The organism is Chryseobacterium limigenitum (genome assembly GCF_900114875.1).
Taxonomy (GTDB): domain Bacteria; phylum Bacteroidota; class Bacteroidia; order Flavobacteriales; family Weeksellaceae; genus Chryseobacterium; species Chryseobacterium limigenitum.
In genome coordinates this window covers 45,504-64,823 of record NZ_FPKW01000002.1, presented here as the reverse complement: position 1 = coordinate 64,823, position 19,320 = coordinate 45,504, and the positions used below count along the sequence as shown (strand labels likewise).

The 19,320-nt window shown below is 34.2% G+C and carries 19 protein-coding genes; 6 read left to right on the top strand and 13 right to left on the bottom strand.

Going from position 1 to position 19,320, the window contains the following annotated elements:
- The first annotated feature begins 10 nt into the window (after positions 1 to 10).
- Together BT156_RS03000 and BT156_RS02995 are read left to right on the top strand one after the other, a co-directional pair.
- Positions 11 to 1,849: an ABC transporter ATP-binding protein gene (locus tag BT156_RS03000; protein WP_072407099.1), complete on the top strand. Its 1,839-nt coding sequence runs from the start codon at positions 11 to 13 to the stop codon at positions 1,847 to 1,849.
- A gap of 23 nt (positions 1,850 to 1,872) precedes the next feature.
- Positions 1,873 to 2,220 (top strand): DUF1801 domain-containing protein, encoded by a 348-nt coding sequence (locus BT156_RS02995; protein ID WP_072407097.1) that lies wholly within the window; start codon positions 1,873 to 1,875, stop codon positions 2,218 to 2,220.
- Positions 2,221 to 2,275: 55 nt separating this feature from the next.
- On the opposite strand, the gene BT156_RS02990 is transcribed toward BT156_RS02995, so the two are convergent.
- The 9 genes from BT156_RS02990 to rsfS all read right to left on the bottom strand — a co-directional run bounded on the left by BT156_RS02990 (position 2,276) and on the right by rsfS (position 11,486).
- A complete protein-coding gene (locus BT156_RS02990) occupies positions 2,276 to 4,078 on the bottom strand; it encodes a hypothetical protein (protein WP_072407095.1) in 1,803 nt (600 codons plus the stop codon).
- Between the two features lie 349 nt (positions 4,079 to 4,427).
- Positions 4,428 to 4,748, bottom strand: a complete 321-nt coding sequence (locus tag BT156_RS02985; protein ID WP_072407093.1) for a helix-turn-helix domain-containing protein — start codon at positions 4,746 to 4,748, stop codon at positions 4,428 to 4,430.
- 1 nt (position 4,749) lies between these two features.
- Complete coding sequence (locus BT156_RS02980; RefSeq protein ID WP_072407091.1) at positions 4,750 to 5,163, bottom strand: transposase; 414 nt, start codon at positions 5,161 to 5,163, stop codon at positions 4,750 to 4,752.
- Positions 5,164 to 5,264: 101 nt separating this feature from the next.
- Positions 5,265 to 6,011: a helix-turn-helix transcriptional regulator gene (locus BT156_RS02975; protein ID WP_228429962.1), complete on the bottom strand. Its 747-nt coding sequence runs from the start codon at positions 6,009 to 6,011 to the stop codon at positions 5,265 to 5,267.
- A 797-nt stretch (positions 6,012 to 6,808) separates the two neighbouring features.
- On the bottom strand, positions 6,809 to 7,465 hold the full coding sequence (locus tag BT156_RS02970) for a phosphatidylserine decarboxylase family protein (protein WP_072407089.1): 657 nt from the start codon (positions 7,463 to 7,465) through the stop codon (positions 6,809 to 6,811).
- A 4-nt stretch (positions 7,466 to 7,469) separates the two neighbouring features.
- Positions 7,470 to 8,342 (bottom strand): phosphatidate cytidylyltransferase, encoded by an 873-nt coding sequence (locus tag BT156_RS02965; protein ID WP_072407087.1) that lies wholly within the window; start codon positions 8,340 to 8,342, stop codon positions 7,470 to 7,472.
- A gap of 23 nt (positions 8,343 to 8,365) precedes the next feature.
- The gene (locus tag BT156_RS02960; protein WP_072407085.1) at positions 8,366 to 8,947 is read right to left on the bottom strand and encodes an LUD domain-containing protein; all 582 of its coding nucleotides are present in this window, start codon (positions 8,945 to 8,947) and stop codon (positions 8,366 to 8,368) included.
- Between the two features lie 135 nt (positions 8,948 to 9,082).
- Positions 9,083 to 11,101 carry an ATP-dependent zinc metalloprotease FtsH gene (ftsH, locus tag BT156_RS02955; RefSeq protein WP_072407083.1) on the bottom strand — a complete coding sequence of 673 codons (2,019 nt, stop codon included), beginning with the start codon at positions 11,099 to 11,101 and terminating at the stop codon, positions 9,083 to 9,085.
- Positions 11,102 to 11,117: 16 nt separating this feature from the next.
- On the bottom strand, positions 11,118 to 11,486 hold the full coding sequence (gene rsfS / locus BT156_RS02950; protein ID WP_066753570.1) for a ribosome silencing factor: 369 nt from the start codon (positions 11,484 to 11,486) through the stop codon (positions 11,118 to 11,120).
- Positions 11,487 to 11,570: 84 nt separating this feature from the next.
- Here rsfS and BT156_RS02945 point away from each other — a divergent pair, with 84 nt between their 5' ends.
- A complete protein-coding gene (locus tag BT156_RS02945) occupies positions 11,571 to 12,287 on the top strand; it encodes a biotin--[acetyl-CoA-carboxylase] ligase (RefSeq protein ID WP_072407081.1) in 717 nt (238 codons plus the stop codon).
- On the opposite strand, the gene BT156_RS02940 is transcribed toward BT156_RS02945, so the two are convergent.
- The 4 genes from BT156_RS02940 to BT156_RS02925 form a co-directional block, all read right to left on the bottom strand.
- Positions 12,281 to 13,393 (bottom strand): LptF/LptG family permease, encoded by a 1,113-nt coding sequence (locus BT156_RS02940; RefSeq protein WP_072407080.1) that lies wholly within the window; start codon positions 13,391 to 13,393, stop codon positions 12,281 to 12,283. The two genes, BT156_RS02945 and BT156_RS02940, sit on opposite strands and share 7 nt — an antisense overlap.
- A 10-nt stretch (positions 13,394 to 13,403) precedes the next feature.
- The gene (gene tgt / locus BT156_RS02935; protein WP_072407079.1) at positions 13,404 to 14,534 is read right to left on the bottom strand and encodes a tRNA guanosine(34) transglycosylase Tgt; all 1,131 of its coding nucleotides are present in this window, start codon (positions 14,532 to 14,534) and stop codon (positions 13,404 to 13,406) included.
- Positions 14,535 to 14,600: 66 nt separating this feature from the next.
- Entirely contained in the window at positions 14,601 to 14,969 is a 369-nt protein-coding gene (locus BT156_RS02930) for a DUF4296 domain-containing protein (RefSeq protein ID WP_072407732.1), read from the bottom strand.
- Complete coding sequence (locus BT156_RS02925; protein WP_072407077.1) at positions 14,966 to 15,682, bottom strand: polyprenol monophosphomannose synthase; 717 nt, start codon at positions 15,680 to 15,682, stop codon at positions 14,966 to 14,968. Before BT156_RS02925 ends, BT156_RS02930 begins: the two co-directional genes overlap by 4 nt.
- Before the next feature lie 175 nt (positions 15,683 to 15,857).
- Here BT156_RS02925 and BT156_RS02920 point away from each other — a divergent pair, with 175 nt between their 5' ends.
- From BT156_RS02920 to BT156_RS02910, 3 genes are all read left to right on the top strand, one after another.
- Positions 15,858 to 16,427: a DUF4271 domain-containing protein gene (locus tag BT156_RS02920; RefSeq protein ID WP_262484296.1), complete on the top strand. Its 570-nt coding sequence runs from the start codon at positions 15,858 to 15,860 to the stop codon at positions 16,425 to 16,427.
- Positions 16,428 to 16,439: 12 nt separating this feature from the next.
- On the top strand, positions 16,440 to 17,180 hold the full coding sequence (locus BT156_RS02915) for a uroporphyrinogen-III synthase (RefSeq protein WP_072407728.1): 741 nt from the start codon (positions 16,440 to 16,442) through the stop codon (positions 17,178 to 17,180).
- A gap of 89 nt (positions 17,181 to 17,269) precedes the next feature.
- A complete protein-coding gene (locus BT156_RS02910; RefSeq protein WP_072407075.1) occupies positions 17,270 to 19,315 on the top strand; it encodes a S9 family peptidase in 2,046 nt (681 codons plus the stop codon).
- Positions 19,316 to 19,320: the final 5 nt, after the last annotated feature.

Here is a 19,320-nt window from a genome sequence, read left to right as displayed (position 1 = left end):
TTTTCATTGAATGAACGAATATAAAAAAATACTAAAGTTCGCGAGGCCGCACCAAAAATACATTTACGGAAGTTTATTTTTTAATCTAATGTATTCTTTATTCCAGATTGCATCCTTAGGAACTATTTTACCGGTTTTAGGAATGCTTTTCGGAACCATAAAGCCAGAGGAATACAAATCACCACCTGTTTACTCAGGAGAATTTCTTGATTTCTTCTCTTATATAAAGAATTATTCCAACTATTATGTACAAAGCTTGGTTACAGATTATGGCTCGTTGAAAGTACTTGCAGGGTTGTGTATTATTACAGCTTTTACATTTTTATTGAGAAATGTATTCCGATATTTAGGTTCATTTTTATTGATTAATTATCGTGTAGGGGTCACAAAAGACCTTCGCGGTGCTATGTATCGCAAAATATTGTCTTTACCTGTTTCATTTTTTACGGATAGCCGAAAGGGAGATATGATGTCCCGTATGTCGAATGATGTAGGGGAAGTTGAAGGTAACATTTTAGGAAGTTTAGTTGAGCTTATTAATGCTCCGTTTATGCTGATCAGTACATTGGTTACTTTATTCATTTTAAGCCCTCAAATGACCCTATTTTCATTATTGGTTTTACCTGTAATGGGAACCATGATCGCTTTGATCGGGAAAAGTCTTAAAAAAGATTCTCACGAAGCTCAGCATGAATTGGGAACATTATTTTCTATCGTAGATGAAACTCTGAAATCATCAAAAGTGATCAAGATTTTTAATGCTGATAAAATAATGGATAACAGATTTATGCAATCCATGAACAGATGGCTTTCCAGCTCGATAAGTCTGGGTAGAAAGAAAGAATTGGCATCTCCAATGAGCGAATTTCTGGGATCAATTACATTTTTGATCATCGCTTGGTACGGAGGAAAGCAGATTATTGTTGAACAAAGCATTTCACCTGCCGATTTCTTGGTATTTTTAGGAATGTTCTTCCAGATATTACCTCCTGCGAAAAGTTTATCAAGCTCAATTTCTAACATTCAGAAAGGAGAAGCTTCTTTGATGAGAGTATTGGAAATCCTGGATGCAGACGTAAAAATTGATGAAGTTGCAAATCCTGTTTCAATTTCAACACTAAATAATAACATCGAATTTAACAACATTGGATTTTACTATGATAAAGACAATGTAATTCTTAAAAATTTCTCAATTACAATTCCAAAGGGTAAAACTGTAGCTCTTGTAGGACAAAGTGGTAGCGGAAAAACAACCATTGCCAACTTACTAGCAAGATTCTATGATGTTTCTGAAGGCGAAATTTTAATTGACGGAGTGAATATCAAACATTTAAAATTAAAAGAATTCAGAGAACTTTTAGGAATGGTAACTCAGGAATCGGTATTATTTAATGATACGGTTTACAATAACATTTTGATGGGTAAGCCTGATGCCACGAAAGAAGAAGTAATTAATGCTGCTAAGATTGCTAATGCAGACATCTTCATCACTCAGCTTCCTAATGGTTATGATACCAATATCGGAGATGATGGAGGCAAACTTTCCGGAGGTCAAAAACAAAGGGTTTCTATCGCGAGAGCGGTTCTTAAAAATCCTCCAATTATGATTCTGGATGAAGCAACTTCAGCTTTGGATACTGAATCTGAAAAATTTGTACAGGATGCCCTTGAAAAAATGATGGAAAACAGAACATCCTTAGTTATCGCACACAGACTTTCAACCATCCAAAAAGCAGACTGGATCGTTGTAATGGAAAAAGGCGATATCGTAGAACAGGGAACCCACCACGAACTTATTGCAAAAAGAGGAGTTTATAACAAACTTGTTGAGCTTCAGAATTTTGATTAAATCTTTTTAAATTTTTATTTAAAATGAACCCGATACAAGAGTACTTCTACAGAATTAAAGAGCCTGAAAGAAGTACTCTTCTTTTTTTAAGGCAAAAGATATTAGAATCCGATAAAGAAAATATTACTGAACCCTTGAGTTTCGGGCTTCCATTTTTTAAATATAAAAAGAAAATGCTGTGCTATTTATATTACAGCAAAAAGCATAAGAAGCATTATGTAAGCTTTTATCATGGTGACAGAATTGAACATCCAGAATTGATTCAGGAAGGCAGAAAGAAGTTTAAAATCCTTTTGATTGAGATGGAAAAGGATCTACCTGTAGAATTGATTTTGAGTTTGATTCAGGAAGTTAAAACTTATATTAAATAAAAGGCTCGGGCGCGACTTCGTCGCACCCGAGCTTTCCATAAAATGAATTATTATATTATTGTGTATTAATTCCGCTAAATTCTGCTTGCTTAATTGCCCAAGCAATCATATTTGCGAATAAAATTGAATTCTGAACCTGCATACTTCCTGCTGCATATCCATTTCCCGCACTTCCGTAAGTAGATTTTTGAACAGGGAAATAACCTCCCGAACCTGGAGCAACAAAAGGCTCAATAGTAATACTTGGATATTGGCTTCCATTTGCATTTTCATTACTTAAAAACCCGCCATCTCCAAACCAGATAAAATTTAAGCTACTGTTTCTAAGACCTGAAATACCCGTTCTTGCAGTTGCACTATTAATTGGTTGCGCATAGCTATATGGAACAAATCCACTTGTTAATCCAGCAACATTTACTGTTGTAGAAGCGTCTTCGCCCCAGTTTTTGCCTCTTACATCTCCAAAAGGACCATTTAAAATAGGGTCATCGTTATTTGACAATGCATAAACCGAACCTGCGCCACCTCCATAAGAAGCCGAAATTGTAGGATCTGAGTATATTCCTCTTAATAAATTCTGTGCAGAACCTGTATCATCTGTTAAAGCAATTACAACACCTTTCTTATTTAAATAGCTTGCAATATATCCTGCATCAGTAGTATTTGGAGTATAGTTATATCCAATGATGACAATATCCGGTTTATTATTAAGGGCAGTCTGAAGAGCAGCCGATGATGGCGAATTTCCTAAAGAAATATGGTTAAACCCTTCATATTTCACAATACTAGAAGCTGTTGTTCCAAAATTAGTAGGAGAATCCATTAAACTTCTTGAAGGCCCTGTATAAGCACTATATCCATAAGCTGTTTCATAACCAATGTGCAATACTGTTTTCTTCGGAATTACCACGATAACATTCACGCTACAAGTTGTTGAAACTCCACCCTGGCTATCAGAAGTAATAGTAAGTGTTTTTACACTTGTAGAAGTCGGCGTTCCTGTTCCGCTCAATGTAATATTCTGATTTCCGGTAGCTGTAAAAGTACCAGAAGCACTGAAGGAAATTCCATCAACCGTATTTGTAGTAACTGTATAACTTCCCAACGCAGAAACATTCACTGGTAAAGTAATTGTATTTGAAGCCGTAAGAGCCGTTCCTACTTTGTAGACTCCATTCACTGTTGCACTTCCGCAACTCATCGTATAAACCCCTGAAGGGCTCAAAACCGTAATAGAAATTGGCGGCGTACAAGTAACATCAATTCCGTTTGCAGTAAGATCTACAGTATCCGTTTGGATATTTTGCGGAGTTCCCTGCCCTAAAACCTGAACCGTCTGAGTTCCCGTATTTAGAAAAACACCCGTTCCATAGAAATTATATCCGTTTGTTGTTGTTCCGGAAATAGTATAATTTCCAACTTTAGTTACATTGACAGAAATACTCAGATAGTTAGAGTTTGTAAGTTCTTTACCCTTCACATAAGCTCCCATCGCTTTTGAAGCAGAACAGTCAACGGTGAAAACAGACTTTCCAAGTTGACCGCAAACACTTTTCCATTCATCATCAATAAAACTCCAATAATTGAAACAATCTTCCGTTGTATTGTAAATCGTTAAACCGTCATCTTTTGGTTTGTTGATTGCGATAGCATTTCTTTGCGTCTCAGTCAATCTCGGAATAAGTATTCCCTTGTTATTATTTCCCGAAACTACATCCAAAACAGAATTTGAATTCGGAGAAGAAGTATTAATACCTACTCCACCATTATTGGTTTGTGAATAGAATTTTCCAAAATTCAGAAACAATGCAATAAGCAGGAATCCGATTTTGAATGTTGTAGATTTTGTCTTCATCATTTTTTTTAATTATAAATGTTTATTTTCTTAATTGATTAAAATTTTTAACCCAAACCAATTAATTGCAGCAAAATTATCATTAGCAAACACTTACATTACAAAATCCAGATACACAATACTACTCATGCGTAGTAAAACTCACAGAACGTCAATATTTTACATTATTTAAAAACAGGTTATAAAAGTTGAGTTATTACGTTATTATTTAAAATAACTCTAAAAACAGGAGGTTATATTTAAAAGAAAAAAACATATTTTAATTACAGACTAAAATATATTTTACATAACAAGATTATATTATAAAAAATTCAATAGCTGTTGATTTCATCATATAAATTCAAGCATTAAATCAAAATTTGTAAATGGTTTTCCATCTCGCAATCGTATTTCTGCTTATTTTAAAATGATTCGAAATCTGAGTGTTGGTCATTTTATTTTCATGCTGATATTTCAAAATCTCCAGGATAGATTCCTCATCATACGATCGAAGTCTTTGATTTTTAAATTCAACAGCACTTGAAGCTTCTCCGAAAATAAGCCTGTCAATTTTTATAACATCTATAGCTGAATGTAGAAAATTCAATTGATTTTTTATTACTTGAATTTTTAGTTTATCAGGATATTTTTCTTGCAGAATATCTAGATAGATCTGTTTGTAGTCAGGGCACATTTTATACTTTTTTCAACCATTTGGACAAGGTTGTTTTAGGAATTTTATATCTGGAAACAACATCATTTAAAGTCATTTGTTCCGTTCTTACCTTTTCGATTATAAATTTTTTAACCTCCTCCGTGTAGATATTTTTTCTAAATATGAGCGCACTCTCTTTCTTTTTCAACATTTTGCCAACCTTTGAAGGAGGAGAATAAAGTATAAGATGTCCGGTAAAAATTCTAAAAAAATCAAACCTTAAAAGCTTACACCACATCAATAAAACATCTGTATCAATTTCTTTTTGCCGATAAATTTCCCCTACCCATTTTTCGTCACAGTCTAAAAACACAGTAATCCTTTCAATAGAAATATTGAGTTCTTCAACCTTATATTGGATCAGGCTGCCAATGTGAATGTTTTCAAGATTCATAGAATACTAAATTTAAACGTAAAAGTATTCACATCATCACAAACTACAGCCTTTCTTACCTCGCAATACTACGCATGAGTATTAAAAATCAGAAGCCCGACTTATATTTTAAGAAGAAAGCTGTTAATATTTATCTCCGAAGCAATATTTAGCTTTTTTCTAATCCTGTATTTTTTACTTTCCACAGCTCTGATGCTGTTGTTTGTACATTGAGCAATTTTTTTTGTATCAAAATCAAGCTTCATTAATGCACAAAAATATAGTTCTGAATGAATTAGATTAGAATTAATTTTCAATATATCCGGAATAAAATTGGGGAAAAAGATTTGAAATTTTTCAAAAAACATCGGAGAATTATTTTCAGCCAAACTGAATATTTCCTGAATATTTTCCTCACTAAGATGATTGATCAACATTTGATGTTTCATCAATTCTGTATTGGTTTTTACAAGATCCTCGATAGTTGAATCTTTAATTTTAGTATTCTTAATTAAACCATTTATCAATTCATCTTTTTGTGCAATAAAAACAATATCCATAAGAAAAGAAGCAACAGAAAATAAAATATTCAGAAGCTTCACCGTTTTGTAATCTTCTATTTCAAAAAACCTGCTTCTCGGCAAAAAATCAAAATCAAAATAAAGACTGACAATAAAATTAATACTAATTATAAAAGCAAGAAAAAATATAGTTGCCTTATCTTTTTTATAGTGTAAATAAAAGGGTATTGCAAACAACAGAGAGAAATAAAAATATTCCACCCCCGCATTTTTTGAGGTATAGATATGAAAAAAACTCACAATGAAGGTCAGTAAAACGAAAACAAAAATAATACTGAATTTCAGCATATTTCGAAACCGCTTCGTTTTCCCTTTTACTAATATCAACAAAAGCCAAAAAAAAGTAGTAACAGTAAGAAACGTAGAAATAATTGCGTCACCAAAAAAAATAATAATAAAAACAGAATAAAACAGAAATAGAAAAAATAAAAAAAGCAAATATCTATTAATAAGATTCAGATAATTACTTTCAAAATCATCATCCATTTTTTCCGCCTCATCATTAATCATGTTAAAGAAAAATTTATAAATCATCATCTTATTTTTTATGTGTTTTAAATACTGTTTAAGTAGCTATTTGTACTTTTCAAAAAGCATTAGAACAAATATTAATATCCTTCCAAATACAACAAAAAACAAAACAAATTAAAATCTGCTCTGCAAAATCGCTGTGAATAAAAATATGATTTAAGTGTTTTTTTTAATAAGATCTGAATTCCATACAACCCCATCCTTGTATAAAAAATTCATAAATATTTACAAATATAATATATTTTAAAGATTCATTAATAGAAAAATATTATGCCGAAAATAAAAACAATGTAATTTTTTTATCTTAAAATAAATCATTCAAAAACATAACACCCTTCAATTCAAGCAATAAATTGAATTTATGAATTGTTTGTGTCTTGTACCCCAAAATTAATCAAACCAATGAATGTATATCTGAATAAAAGTACTCAATCTTACTCACGCGTAGTAAAACTCAGTACCAAATATAGTTATGAGGAATTATTTTAAGTCCAACAACAAAAAAAGGGGAAACCTTTAAGATTTCCCCTTTGACTTTTATATAAAATTATATTTTAATTTTCCTTCATTCTTGCAATCACATCCAATCCTCCTTTTGTGATATCTCCGATCTTGCAGATAATTTCTGTATCTAAAGGCAAGAAAACATCCATTCTTGAACCGAATTTGATAAAACCGAACTCATTCCCCGCTTTTGCCTGATCTCCTTCATTACAATAGAAAACGATTCTTCTTGCAACATATCCTGCAATTTGTCTGAAAACCACTTTATGATTCGTCATACTTTCAACGGCAACGGTTGTTCTTTCGTTTTCCGTAGAAGATTTCTCGTGCCAGGCAACAAGATATTTTCCCGGGTGATATTTCTTATAAATTACTTTTCCTGAAACCGGATATCTACAGATATGTACGTTTAAAGGTGACATAAAGATAGAAACCTGAATAGCTTTTCCTTTGATAAATTCAGTTTCTTCAACTTCTTTGATCATTACTACTTTTCCGTCAACCGGAGCAATAACGTTTTCTCTGTGCTCCAAAATATCACGTTCCGGAACTCTAAAGAACCAAAATACCAAACTGTAAACAAGCAATAATGGCATAATGATCAGTAGCGACCACATTTTAAGAAAATAAATAGCCAACACACTAATGATAATAAATAGTATCGTTGCTACAGTGATCGTCCCTTTTGACTCCTTATGTAATTTCATGAGATTAAATAAATTTTTCTAAAATAAAGTACAAATATACGACAGGCGCGCAAATTAAAAAACTATCCAGCCTGTCTAATACACCACCATGCCCCGGAATGATGTTTCCGCTGTCTTTTACAGCGAAATTTCTTTTCAGTTGGCTTTCTACCAAGTCTCCTAATGGTGCAAATGCAGCCACTAAAAACCCAACAACCATCCAGTTTCCGCGAAGTTCCGGTTGATAATGTTCTACAAAATATGATAAAACTAAAGTTAATACGACTCCGCCAATATATCCTTCCCAAGTTTTTTTAGGAGAGATTTTGGGAGCCATTTTATGTTTTCCGAAGAATTTCCCTGTTAAGTACGCAAAAGTATCGCTGCTCCATATCAGAACAAACAAGAAAAGAACTTCCAGAGAGAATGTATTGTCGTAAGTCGAGAACTTTGGTAAACCTAATGCAAAACTAAACGGAAGAGCCACGTAAATGACCGTAAAAATTAGTTTTCCGCTATCGAAGTACAATTCGTTAGCATATTTAAATAAAGTAATAACAGCTATTAAAATAAGGGCAAGAGCTAATATTTCACTCAGTCTGAAATTAAAATAAAAGTCGTGGTAGAAATATCTTTTAGAAAACATGTAAAAAATAACCAAAATGACAGGAAATACTACCCATTTTTCATATCCATTTCCAAATTTCATGATCTTCACACATTCCCACGATCCTACAATCATTAGAAAAGTGATCAAACCGTAATATAAATATTGCTGTTTAACAAGATCCGGAGAAATACTGTTGATCAGTTGCGCTCCCAACGGAGTCGTACAAAGAATAATAACTGCAACATAAACAATTCCCGAGAGCGTTCTTTGAATAAGATTTTTGTCCAAGATGTAAATTTTAGAAGTTGATGCTAATCTTCAAGCAGCAATAAAAACAGTTTTGTATTGGCATTAGAAGAAGTATCTAATTTTGACTGATTTCCGCTGATGGAAGTAAGATTTTTAATATTTCCATTCCTTTTAATTTTCCCCATCGCATCATTAAGATTATTTACGATCTGAGATACGTTTGCCATAATAATAATTTTATTTGGCAGTCTTGAAGAATGGTAATGCAGGATGTTATTGTGAGAGAGCATGATTCTGCCATCGTAAGCAATAAGGTACTCACAGGTAATGAAAGCTGCATCATTAGAATGCTCAAAATCTGAAGTATAAGGAGCTTTTACAACATTCAGAAAATTCTGAAGTTCCTTATCCCAACAAAACATGTTGTTGATACCTTCTATTTTTATGATTTGATTTAAAGTCTGTAGAGCTTCCGCTTCATCTGCACAGTAATTGAAAAATCCTCCGGAATGCGTAAACAATTGCGCAAACTTATAGTCGAGATCCGCATTTTTAAGCGAATCCCCTAGTTTCTCCAAACTCTGTTTGTCTTCTTCCTCAGGTTGGTTGGTAAGTTTGCTTACAATTCTCTTGAATAAACTCAACTTAATTTATTTTTAGTCAACTTTATACAAAAATAGAAAATTAATTACAATAGATTCTAAAAATGTAGCCTTAAATATGAAAAAACCTGACAATTTTGTGTTGTCAGGTTTTTGTAATATGTTTTTTGAAGTATTTTAAAGTTGAGTCGGGCTTTCTGGAGCCTGAATTTCTCTTTCTTCTTCTTTCTCTTTGATAATGATTTCCTCACTCGATTCTTTTGCTGCAGCTGCGATCGTGCTTGTAACAGGTCTTTCTGTTAACTCAGGATCCCAGGCTCTTTTCCCGAAAATATCCTCAAGGTCTTCACGGAATATTACTTCTTTTTCTAGAAGCTTATTCGCCAAAGCATCAAGCTTATCTTTATTTTCAGTAAGAATCTGAACCGCTCTTTGATATTGATTTTCAATAATTGATTTAATCTCAACATCAATTTTATTAGCTGTTTCCTCAGAATACGGTTTTCCGAAATTATATTCAGACTGCCCCGAACTATCATAGTAAGAAATGTTACCAATATTTGGGCTTAGTCCGTAAACGGTAACCATAGCCTGAGCTCTTTTCGTTACACTTTCCAAATCAGATAATGCACCTGTTGAAATATTGTTGAAAATAACCTGCTCTGCAGCTCTACCTCCTAACGTTGCACATAACTCGTCCAACATCTGTTCAGTAGTCGTCAACTGTCTTTCTTCCGGAAGATACCAAGCTGCTCCTAAAGAACGCCCTCTCGGTACAATTGTTACTTTCAACAATGGAGCGGCGTGTTCTACCAACCAAGAGATTGTAGCGTGACCCGCTTCATGATAAGCAACTCTCTTCTTTTCCGAAGGTTTGATGGCCATGTTTTTCTTTTCAAGACCTCCGATGATTCTGTCTACAGCATCAAGGAAATCCTGTTTTGTAACTGATGTATGACTGTTTCTAGCTGCAATTAATGCTGCTTCGTTACAAACGTTAGCAATATCCGCCCCACTGAATCCAGGAGTTTGTTTTGCCAAGAAATCTCTGTCAACCGTATCATCAAGCTTAATTTTAAGCAAATGAACATCAAAAATCTCTCTTCTTTCGTGTAATTCCGGAAGGTCTACATAAATAGAACGGTCAAAACGTCCTGCTCTCATCAAGGCTTTATCTAAGATATCAGCTCTGTTGGTTGCAGCCATAACGATTACGTTAACGTCTGTTCCAAATCCGTCCATTTCTGTAAGAAGTTGGTTTAATGTATTTTCTCTTTCGTCGTTTCCGCCTGAGAAATTGTTTTTACCTCTTGCACGTCCGATAGCATCAATCTCATCAATAAAGATGATCGCCGGAGATTTTGCTTTTGCCTGCGCAAATAAATCTCTAACTCTTGAAGCACCTACACCTACAAACATTTCAACAAAATCTGAACCTGAAAGTGAGAAGAACGGAACTTTAGCTTCACCTGCAACGGCTTTAGCCAATAACGTCTTACCAGTTCCCGGAGGCCCTACCAATAGAACTCCTTTAGGAATTTTACCTCCTAATTTCGTGTATTTTTCAGAGTTTTTCAAGAAATCAACAACTTCCTGTACTTCTTCTTTTGCTCCTTCCAAACCTGCAACATCTTTAAATGTTACCTGAATTCTTTCTTTTTCGTCGAAAAGTTTAGCTTTAGACTTACCGATAGAGAAGATTTGTCCGCCAGGACCTCCGCCACCTCCCATCTTTCTGAAAAGAAGGAAATAGAATAACCCTAAAATTGCGATCCAGATCAACGCTGAAAACAAGATATCCATGAACGGGTTTTTGCCCGCACCATAATCTTTAGTTGTTTTAATCGCCGGATTTGTTGCTTTTACCTGATCAAATTTTTGAAGGAAAAGCTGAAGGTCTCCATACTTCACAGAATAATCTGCTTTTGGAGCCATATCAAACCCTGATAACGGATTGTTGTCTTTGGCTTCTTTACTTACCATTGCCGCTTTTGCAGCTTTAGTTAAGAAAACATCAGCCTTTTCGGTGTCTTTGTATATAATAATGTTCTGAACCTTCCCCGTCTGCAATTCTCTGAAGAAACCATCTTCATCAATAGATTTTGCACTATCGCCTCCTAAAAAATTGGAGCCGAAGAATAACAAAAGAGCTATGATCGCAATCGGAAAAAACCAGTTAAATCCTTTATTGTTCATTTATACTTTTTAAAATTTAATATTCATATTCAATTTTTGTGATTGCGGCATCTCCCCAAAGTTCCTCAATGTCATAATATTCACGAGTTTCTTTCTGGAAAATGTGCACCACTACGGTAACGTAATCTACCAAAACCCACATAGAGTTTTCGGTACCTTCCACATGCCAAGGTCTATCCTGAAGATCGTTTCTCACCTTTTTCTCAACACTTCCTGCTAATGCAGATACCTGAGTGTTTGAGTTTCCGCTACAAATTATAAAAGTTTCCGCTACAGAGTTCTCAATCTTAGAAAGATCGAAAATCATGATATCTTCACCCTTAACGTCCTGGATGGCTTCAACAATTTTATCTATTAGTGCCTGCTTTTCTGCTGTTTTATTCATTAAAATATCTATAATCTGCAAATTTATTGTTTTTCTTTTACTTTAGCCTTACTTTTAGCCTTTTAAAGTCTTAAAGTTTTCTTAATGGGTCAACTATTCTATCAAAAAGAGTCTCCTTCTACTAATGACGAAATATCTCAGTTTTTACTTTACGATAATTCGGATTTTATTGCACTTCACACTTTCAACCAGACAAAAGGTCGCGGACAGTATGGAAATACGTGGATTTCAACTGCTGAAAAAAATTTAGCTTATACATTAGCGGTAAAAACTCAGAACTCCACACTCTCTGATTTTTTGTTCAATTATTATACCGCAATTGTCATCAGGGATTTCCTTGCCAATTTGACTGAAAATATAGTGAAAATAAAATGGCCGAACGATATCATTCTTAAAAATAAAAAAATCGTCGGCATCTTAATTGAGAAGAGAAAGATCAACCAAAGCAATTATTATATTATCGGGTCAGGCATTAATATTTTACAGGAAGAATTTGATGACATTTCGAAGGCCGGTTCACTCCTAACCCAGACTGGAATACAATTTGACCTAAAAGAATTTGCATTAAATTATCACACATTTTTAATTGAAAAATTAAAAAACATTCCGTCTGAAGAGGAAATACTGGAACAATTTAATGAAAATTTATTCCGAAAAGATGAGATCTCCGTTTTTGAGATTAATGAAGAGCGACAAAATGGCATTATAAAATACGCCGATGAAAAAGGCGAATTATGGATCGATCTTGAAAATGACGGCCTAAAATCTTTTTATCACAAAGAAATAAAATTGCTTTACTGATTCGCTCTTTTCAGATATAAATACAGTGCAATCGGGAAAAAGATGATATTAGGAACCCACATTGCCAAGGCCGGAGACATACTTTTATTTTCCGAAACAACCTTTAAGGCTTCGAATGAGAACACGAACAAAAAGGCCAAGGAAATCCCTATCGCCAAGTTAATCCCCAGTCCTCCTCTTTTCTTTTGAGAAGAAAGAGACAGCGCTAAAAACGTCAAAATGACAATAGAAACAGGCATGGAAGTCCTCTGATGAAGCTCATTAAGGTGAGTATTCAGGTTGCTATTTCCTTTTTCTGCTTCTCTTTGGATGAATTTCAGAAGTTCGGGCGTTGTTTTATTTTGCCCCAACAATTCATTCGGGAAAAGTTCGTCAGGATTGTGTCCGAAGCTTTTTATTAATTCAGGACCGTTTCCTAGTTTTTCGGTATCGTCTTTATTGATTGTTTTTTCGAAATAATTGCTTAAAACAAATTGCTTTTTAACCTTGTCCCAAAGCACATCGGAAGCTTTAAGTTCATAGGTCATCTTTCTATTCTTATTAAATTTTTGGAAGACAAAGCCTGAGCCTCTTTTTTCTCCTTTATTCCAGGAATTAACAAAAATATATTCCGTTCTGCTCAATTGTGCGGAAACAGGAGCTGTACCCAAAACTTTTTCTTTATTCCTTGCGTTATAAGTGTACGCTTCAAGTTGATTTTTCTGAATATTTGCCCAAGGAAGCACAAAATGATTGATTACCAGTGACAAAGAAGCAATAAACAGAGACGTAATTAAGTATGGTTTTGCAAACCTGTGAAAACTTGCTCCACTACTGATAATGGCAACAATTTCCGTATTATTTGCCATTCTGGACGTGAAATAAATCACAGAAATAAACACCAAAATGGACAGAAAAGTCATGACCAAGTTGATGATCCAGAAAGGATAGAAATGAATAAGAAAATACGTTAAATCTAATTTCGGATCTATAAGTTTAGCATTTTCAATTCTCGGAATTTTCTGCTGAACATCGATCACCAAAACCACTACAGACAGCAATATCAACATGAAACTGAAAGTCCCAAGGTATTTTTTAATGATATATCGGTCTATAATTTTAAGCATGCTCTATATTTTAAAGTCTTTGTCTAAGAATCGGCACCACAGAGTTTTTCCATTGGTAGAAATCTCCTGCAACAATATGTTCTCTCGCCACTTTCACCAAATCTAAATAAAATGCCAAGTTATGAATTGATGCGATTTGTTTCCCTAAATATTCTTTAGAAACAAACAAATGGCGCACATAAGCTTTTGAATATTCTTTATCTACAAAACTCGTCCCAAATTCATCCAAAGGCGAAAAATCGTTCTTCCATTTTTCATTTTTCATGTTCATAACACCTTGCCAAGTGAACAACATTGCGTTTCTGGCGTTTCTTGTAGGCATTACACAATCCATCATATCGATTCCTAAACCAATGGATTCCAGAATATTCCATGGAGTCCCAACACCCATTAAATATCTTGGTTTGTCTTTTGGTAAAATATCGGTAACCTCATCGGTAATTCTGTACAGTTCATCTTCAGGCTCACCAACGGAAAGTCCGCCGATCGCATTTCCTTCTGCGCCTGCTTCCGAAATTACTTCTGCTGAAATTTTTCTTAAATCTGAATAAGTAGAACCTTGAACAATCGGGAAAAATCTTTGTTTATGACCATATAATTCAGGATTTTGTTCATTCCAATCGATACATCTTTTTAACCAACGATGCGTCATTTCCATGGAAGCCTTTACCTGATTGTATCCACTTGGATAAGCAACACATTCATCAAAAGCCATAAAAATATCAGCCCCGATCTGTCTTTGGATTTCCATAGATTTTTCCGGAGTAAATAAATGATAACTTCCATCGATGTGAGACTTGAATTTCACCCCTTCTTCAGACATTTTTCTGCTTCCAGAAAGTGAAAAAACCTGAAAACCTCCCGAATCCGTAAGAATTGGAAGATCCCAGTTCATGAATTTATGTAAACCTCCCGCATTCTGCATCGTTTCCATGCCGGGACGAAGGTATAAATGATAGGTATTGCCCAGAATAATTTGAGCTTTAATGTCTTCTTTTAATTCTCTTTGGTGAACTGTTTTTACACTGGCAACAGTTCCTACAGGCATAAAAATAGGCGTTTGCACCTTACCGTGATCGGTCATGATCTCTCCTGCTCTTGCCTTACCTTCAGAGGTTTTTTCTATATTAAAAAATTTCATTCGTATACTTTTAAATCATCGCCATTGGCCGTTATATTTCGCCTAATGGAACACGTTTCTGCATTGTTATCTTGCAAAAGACGGCACATTACCATCCTTTTTTAATTTGTCTTTTATATATTGATCCGCTTTTGGATCTTTTTCCAACAGCTTTTTCTGAGCTTCGTCTGCGATACCTTTCATTTGGTCTTTTACAACATAATATTTAAAACTTTCAACAAAATCTGTTGATTTTATGTTGTGAGCCTTAAGGATATATCTTGTTCCGGCCTCCAGATTTTTATTCTGATACATGAAAGTTGCCTGATCGTTGATTGACAGGTCAGCAAGAATTTCAGCCATCGTATCTTTATCCACCAAATTCTTTGGTTTATCTACATAATCACTGCATGAAAATATGCATGACAAAACGAAAATGAAGATCAGCTTTTTCATAATCTGTTGATTAATGATTTCCATTTTAAATTTAAAACACCAAAAACCGCTTCATGAATGATCCCGCCATTCATTTTGCTTTCTCCCAATATTCTGTTTGTAAAAATAATCGGTACTTCTACAATTTTATAGCCTTTTTTAAAAGCTCTGAATTTCATTTCGATCTGAAAACCGTATCCTTTTAACTTTACGTTATCCAATCCTATTTCTTCTAAAACTTTTCTTGAAAAACAGACAAAACCAGCTGTTGTATCATGAATCGGAAGTCCTAAAACAAATCTCACATATTTTGAAGCGAAATAAGAAAGCAAAACCCTTCCCATTGGCCAGTTTACCACATTGACTCCTTTTGAGTATCGTGAACCGATCGCCATATCCGCATTTAAACAAGCTTCAAACAATTTAGGAAGATCACTTGGATTATGGGAAAAATCGGCATCCATCTCAAAAATATAATCATAATTGTTTTGAATAGCCCACTTAAATCCATGAATATAAGCCTTCCCCAGACCGTCTTTCACATGTCTTATTGACAAATGTAAAGTGTGAGGAAATCTTTTCTGAAGATCCTTTACAATGTTGGAAGTTCCGTCCGGAGACGAGTCGTCCACCACCAAAATATGAAAATCATCTTCCAACGCAAAAACCGCGGAAATTATACTTTCTATATTTTCCTTTTCATTATAAGTTGGGATGATGACGAGTTTTTTCATTTCAATTTGCAAAGATAGTTTATTTAACCTTTTTATTTTATACAAAATAATCTATAATTTTGCAAAAAACATTCCTTTGCCGTTATCACAAAATTTTATAAATCATGTAAGGATACCCGAGAACAACGATTGGGTTATTTTTATATTGTTGGGCTGTATATTTTTATACCTGTTTATGATGAATATCATAGAAAGAGGCGCCAACCTGAAAGACTTTTTGCTTCAAAAATATTTTGATGCAAGCAACAATCTTCCGAGCTGGATCATCACATCCTGTGTGACGGCTCTTACTTTGGCAGTTTTGATCTCACAATACATTCCTATTGTACCTAAATACATAGCCGATCTGAGTGTTTTAGGGTATCAACTGAACAAATTTGGGTATAGTTTAGTTATAGTTATCCTATTTTATTTCGTAAAAACGACTTTAGGATTTATTTTCTATCAAAGTATAGGTGATGGTAAAAAATGGTTGGTTTTTTACTTTACCTCTACTAAATTTTATTTCGTTTTGTCGTTTTTGTTAATAATTTTATGTGTAACCCACTACTATTTCCCTATTGACAGAAATAAAATGTTTTTATACTACTTGTTCTTTTTTTCTTTTGTATTCATTTTCAAGGTTTTTTTCTACTTATTTCACAAGAACAATGTCTTACCTGAAAAATGGTATTATAAATTTTTGTATATTTGCACCCTCCAAATCGCACCTTTATTGTTGCTTTGGAAACTATTATTTTTTTAATAAATGTCAATGATGAGAATAAAGTCTATATTGGTTTCTCAACCAGCGCCTAGTGAGTCTTCTCCATATTTGGAAATAGCGAAGAAGGAAAAAATAAAGATTGATTTCCGTCCTTTTATCCACGTCGAAGGAGTTGACAACAAAGAACTTAGAACACAGAAAATAGATCTAACGCAGTACACTGGAATTATTTTCACCAGCAAAAATGCGATTGACCACTATTTCAGACTTGCAGAAGAATTGCGTTTCAGCGTACCGGATACGATGAGATACATTTGTCAGTCGGAAGCAGTTGCCAACTATCTTCAAAAGCATATTGTGTACAGAAAAAGAAAGATCAGTTTTGGGGAGAAAAACTTCTCTGACCTTGCTCCTCTTTTCAAAAAATTTCCTACTGAGAAGTATCTATTGCCATCTTCAGATGTTTTAAGTCCTGATATCGTTAAAACTTTAGATACGGCAAACATAGATTGGACAAGAGCGATCATGTACAGAACTGTCTGTAGTGATTTAACTGATATTACGATTAAAGATTACGACATGCTGATCTTCTTCAGTCCGCAAGGAATTAAATCTTTACAGCAAAATTTCCCTGAATTTAAACAGGACGAAACTAATATTGGCGTTTTCGGTAACACAACATTAGCAGCAGCCGAGGAAGCAGGATTAAGAGTAGATTTAATGGCACCTACAAAAGAAACGCCATCAATGACAATGGCACTTGAAAAGTACGTCAAAGCTCTTCACAAATAGCCCTTGATATAAAATATAAATCAGCCGTCTTTTCAATTCAAGGAAAGATGGCTTTTTTTTAACTAAATTTGAACAAGAATTAACATTGAATGGAAGCTCCACAGGCAAAAAAAATAGAAAAAACACTAGAAATACACGGAGATAAAAGAACTGACAATTATTTCTGGCTCAATGAAAGAGAAAATCCCGAAGTCATAAAATATCTTGAACAAGAAAATGCTTACCAAGAATTCATGATGAAAGATACCGAAGAGCTTCAGGAAGAACTTTTCGAAGAAATGAAAGCCCGCTACAAAAAAGACGATGAGTCTCTACCCTATTTCTTTAACGAATATTGGTACATTGTACGTTATGAAGACGGAAAAGAATATCCTATTTTTTGCAGAAAACATAAAAGTTTAGACAATACAGAAGAAATCATTCTGGATGTAAATGTACTCGCAGAAGGGGAAACATTTTTCGAAGTGGGAAGCGTTGCGGTAAGTCCGAATAATAAACTGACTTCTTTTTCGTCTGACAATGTTGGAAGAAGAATTTACGATATCAATTTCAAGAATTTAGAAACAGAAGAAATTCTTTCCGATAAAATAGAGAACACCACAGGTAAAGCTGTTTGGGCGAATGATAACGAACATGTTTTTTATATCAGAAAAGATGACAGTTTGCGTGCATTTCAGGTTTACAGACATAAATTAGGAACAGAACCTTCGGAAGATATTTTAATTTTCCATGAAGAGGATGATACTTTTGATGTGAATGTTTTCAAGACAAAATCATTAGAATATATTTTCTTAGCAAGTTCAAGTACGATCTCAGACGAACACCGTTTTATTCCTGCTGATGATGTTTTTGCAGAATGGAAAATCATTCAGCCAAGAATCGACGATCTTGAATATTCTGTAGAACATTATGAAGATGAGTTTTACATTATCACCAATGCCGACGACGCCATCAATTTTAAAATTGTAAAGGCTAAAATCGACAATTGCGGAATGGAAAACTGGGTAGACGTAATCCCACACCGTGCAGAAGTTTTATTGGAAGGTTTTGAAATATTTAAAAACTATCTTGTTCTTGAAGAAAGAGAAGAAGGTCTTTTACAGATAAAAATCATTGAAGAGAAAACGAACGAATCTTATTATTTACCTTTCTCTGATCCTACTTACACAGCTTATATCGGGATCAATCTAGAATTCGATACAGAAATTTTGCGTTATGGTTACACTTCATTAACTCAGCCAGGCTCCACCTATGAGTACGACATGAAGACCAAAACCACAAAATTATTGAAGCAACAGGAAGTTTTGGGAGGAAAATTTTTCGCTGAAAATTATATTTCCGAAAGAATTTGGGCAGATTCAAGAGATGGGGAAACGAAAATTCCAATTTCTTTAGTTTATCATAAAGACACGAAAAAATCGGCAGACACTCCGGTACTTTTATATGGTTATGGAAGTTATGGACACACAGTTGACGCGAGTTTCTCGAATGTAAGACTGTCAATTTTAGACAGAGGTTTCATTTATGCGATCGCTCACATCCGAGGTGGAGAATATTTAGGAAGAGAATGGTATGAAGACGGAAAAATGCTGTTTAAGAAAAATACATTCTTCGATTTTATTGATGCCGGAAAGTATTTAATTAAAGAAAATTATACTTCATCCAAGCATTTATATGCGATGGGTGGAAGTGCCGGAGGATTATTGGTTGGAGCCGTTATCAATTATGAACCTAAACTGTTCAACGGAATTGTTTCTCAGGTTCCTTTTGTGGATGTGGTGACAACCATGTTGGATGAGACGATTCCATTGACGACCGGAGAATATGACGAATGGGGTAATCCGAACGACAAAGAATACTATCAATACATGAAGGAATATTCGCCTTACGATAATGTAGAAGCGAAAGAATATCCTCACATGTTGATTACAACTGGTCTGCATGATTCTCAGGTTCAATATTGGGAGCCTGCGAAATGGACTGCAAAATTAAGAGAGTTAAAAACAGACAACAATCTTTTATTATTCAAAACCGATATGAGTTCCGGTCACGGAGGTGCAAGCGGAAGATTTGAATCACTAAAAGAAGATGCACTGGAGTATGCGTTCTTGCTCAAAATAAATGATAATTCATAAATGAT

Excerpts from the sequence above, each read along its gene's own strand:
- BT156_RS02930 (WP_072407732.1), bottom strand. The coding sequence starts at position 14,969 with ATGAAAAAGCTGATCTTCATTTTCGTTTTGTCATGCATATTTTCATGC.
- BT156_RS02980 (WP_072407091.1), bottom strand. The coding sequence starts at position 5,163 with ATGAATCTTGAAAACATTCACATTGGCAGCCTGATCCAATATAAGGTT.
- ftsH (WP_072407083.1), bottom strand. The coding sequence starts at position 11,101 with ATGAACAATAAAGGATTTAACTGGTTTTTTCCGATTGCGATCATAGCT.
- rsfS (WP_066753570.1), bottom strand. The coding sequence starts at position 11,486 with ATGAATAAAACAGCAGAAAAGCAGGCACTAATAGATAAAATTGTTGAA.
- BT156_RS02940 (WP_072407080.1), bottom strand. The coding sequence starts at position 13,393 with ATGCTTAAAATTATAGACCGATATATCATTAAAAAATACCTTGGGACT.
- BT156_RS02985 (WP_072407093.1), bottom strand. The coding sequence starts at position 4,748 with ATGTGCCCTGACTACAAACAGATCTATCTAGATATTCTGCAAGAAAAA.
- BT156_RS02910 (WP_072407075.1), top strand. The coding sequence starts at position 17,270 with ATGGAAGCTCCACAGGCAAAAAAAATAGAAAAAACACTAGAAATACAC.
- BT156_RS02915 (WP_072407728.1), top strand. The coding sequence starts at position 16,440 with ATGAGAATAAAGTCTATATTGGTTTCTCAACCAGCGCCTAGTGAGTCT.
- tgt (WP_072407079.1), bottom strand. The coding sequence starts at position 14,534 with ATGAAATTTTTTAATATAGAAAAAACCTCTGAAGGTAAGGCAAGAGCA.
- BT156_RS02990 (WP_072407095.1), bottom strand. The coding sequence starts at position 4,078 with ATGATGAAGACAAAATCTACAACATTCAAAATCGGATTCCTGCTTATT.
- BT156_RS02945 (WP_072407081.1), top strand. The coding sequence starts at position 11,571 with ATGGGTCAACTATTCTATCAAAAAGAGTCTCCTTCTACTAATGACGAA.
- BT156_RS03000 (WP_072407099.1), top strand. The coding sequence starts at position 11 with ATGAACGAATATAAAAAAATACTAAAGTTCGCGAGGCCGCACCAAAAA.
- BT156_RS02975 (WP_228429962.1), bottom strand. The coding sequence starts at position 6,011 with ATGCTGAAATTCAGTATTATTTTTGTTTTCGTTTTACTGACCTTCATT.
- BT156_RS02925 (WP_072407077.1), bottom strand. The coding sequence starts at position 15,682 with ATGAAAAAACTCGTCATCATCCCAACTTATAATGAAAAGGAAAATATA.
- BT156_RS02920 (WP_262484296.1), top strand. The coding sequence starts at position 15,858 with ATGATGAATATCATAGAAAGAGGCGCCAACCTGAAAGACTTTTTGCTT.
- BT156_RS02970 (WP_072407089.1), bottom strand. The coding sequence starts at position 7,465 with ATGAAATTACATAAGGAGTCAAAAGGGACGATCACTGTAGCAACGATA.
- BT156_RS02995 (WP_072407097.1), top strand. The coding sequence starts at position 1,873 with ATGAACCCGATACAAGAGTACTTCTACAGAATTAAAGAGCCTGAAAGA.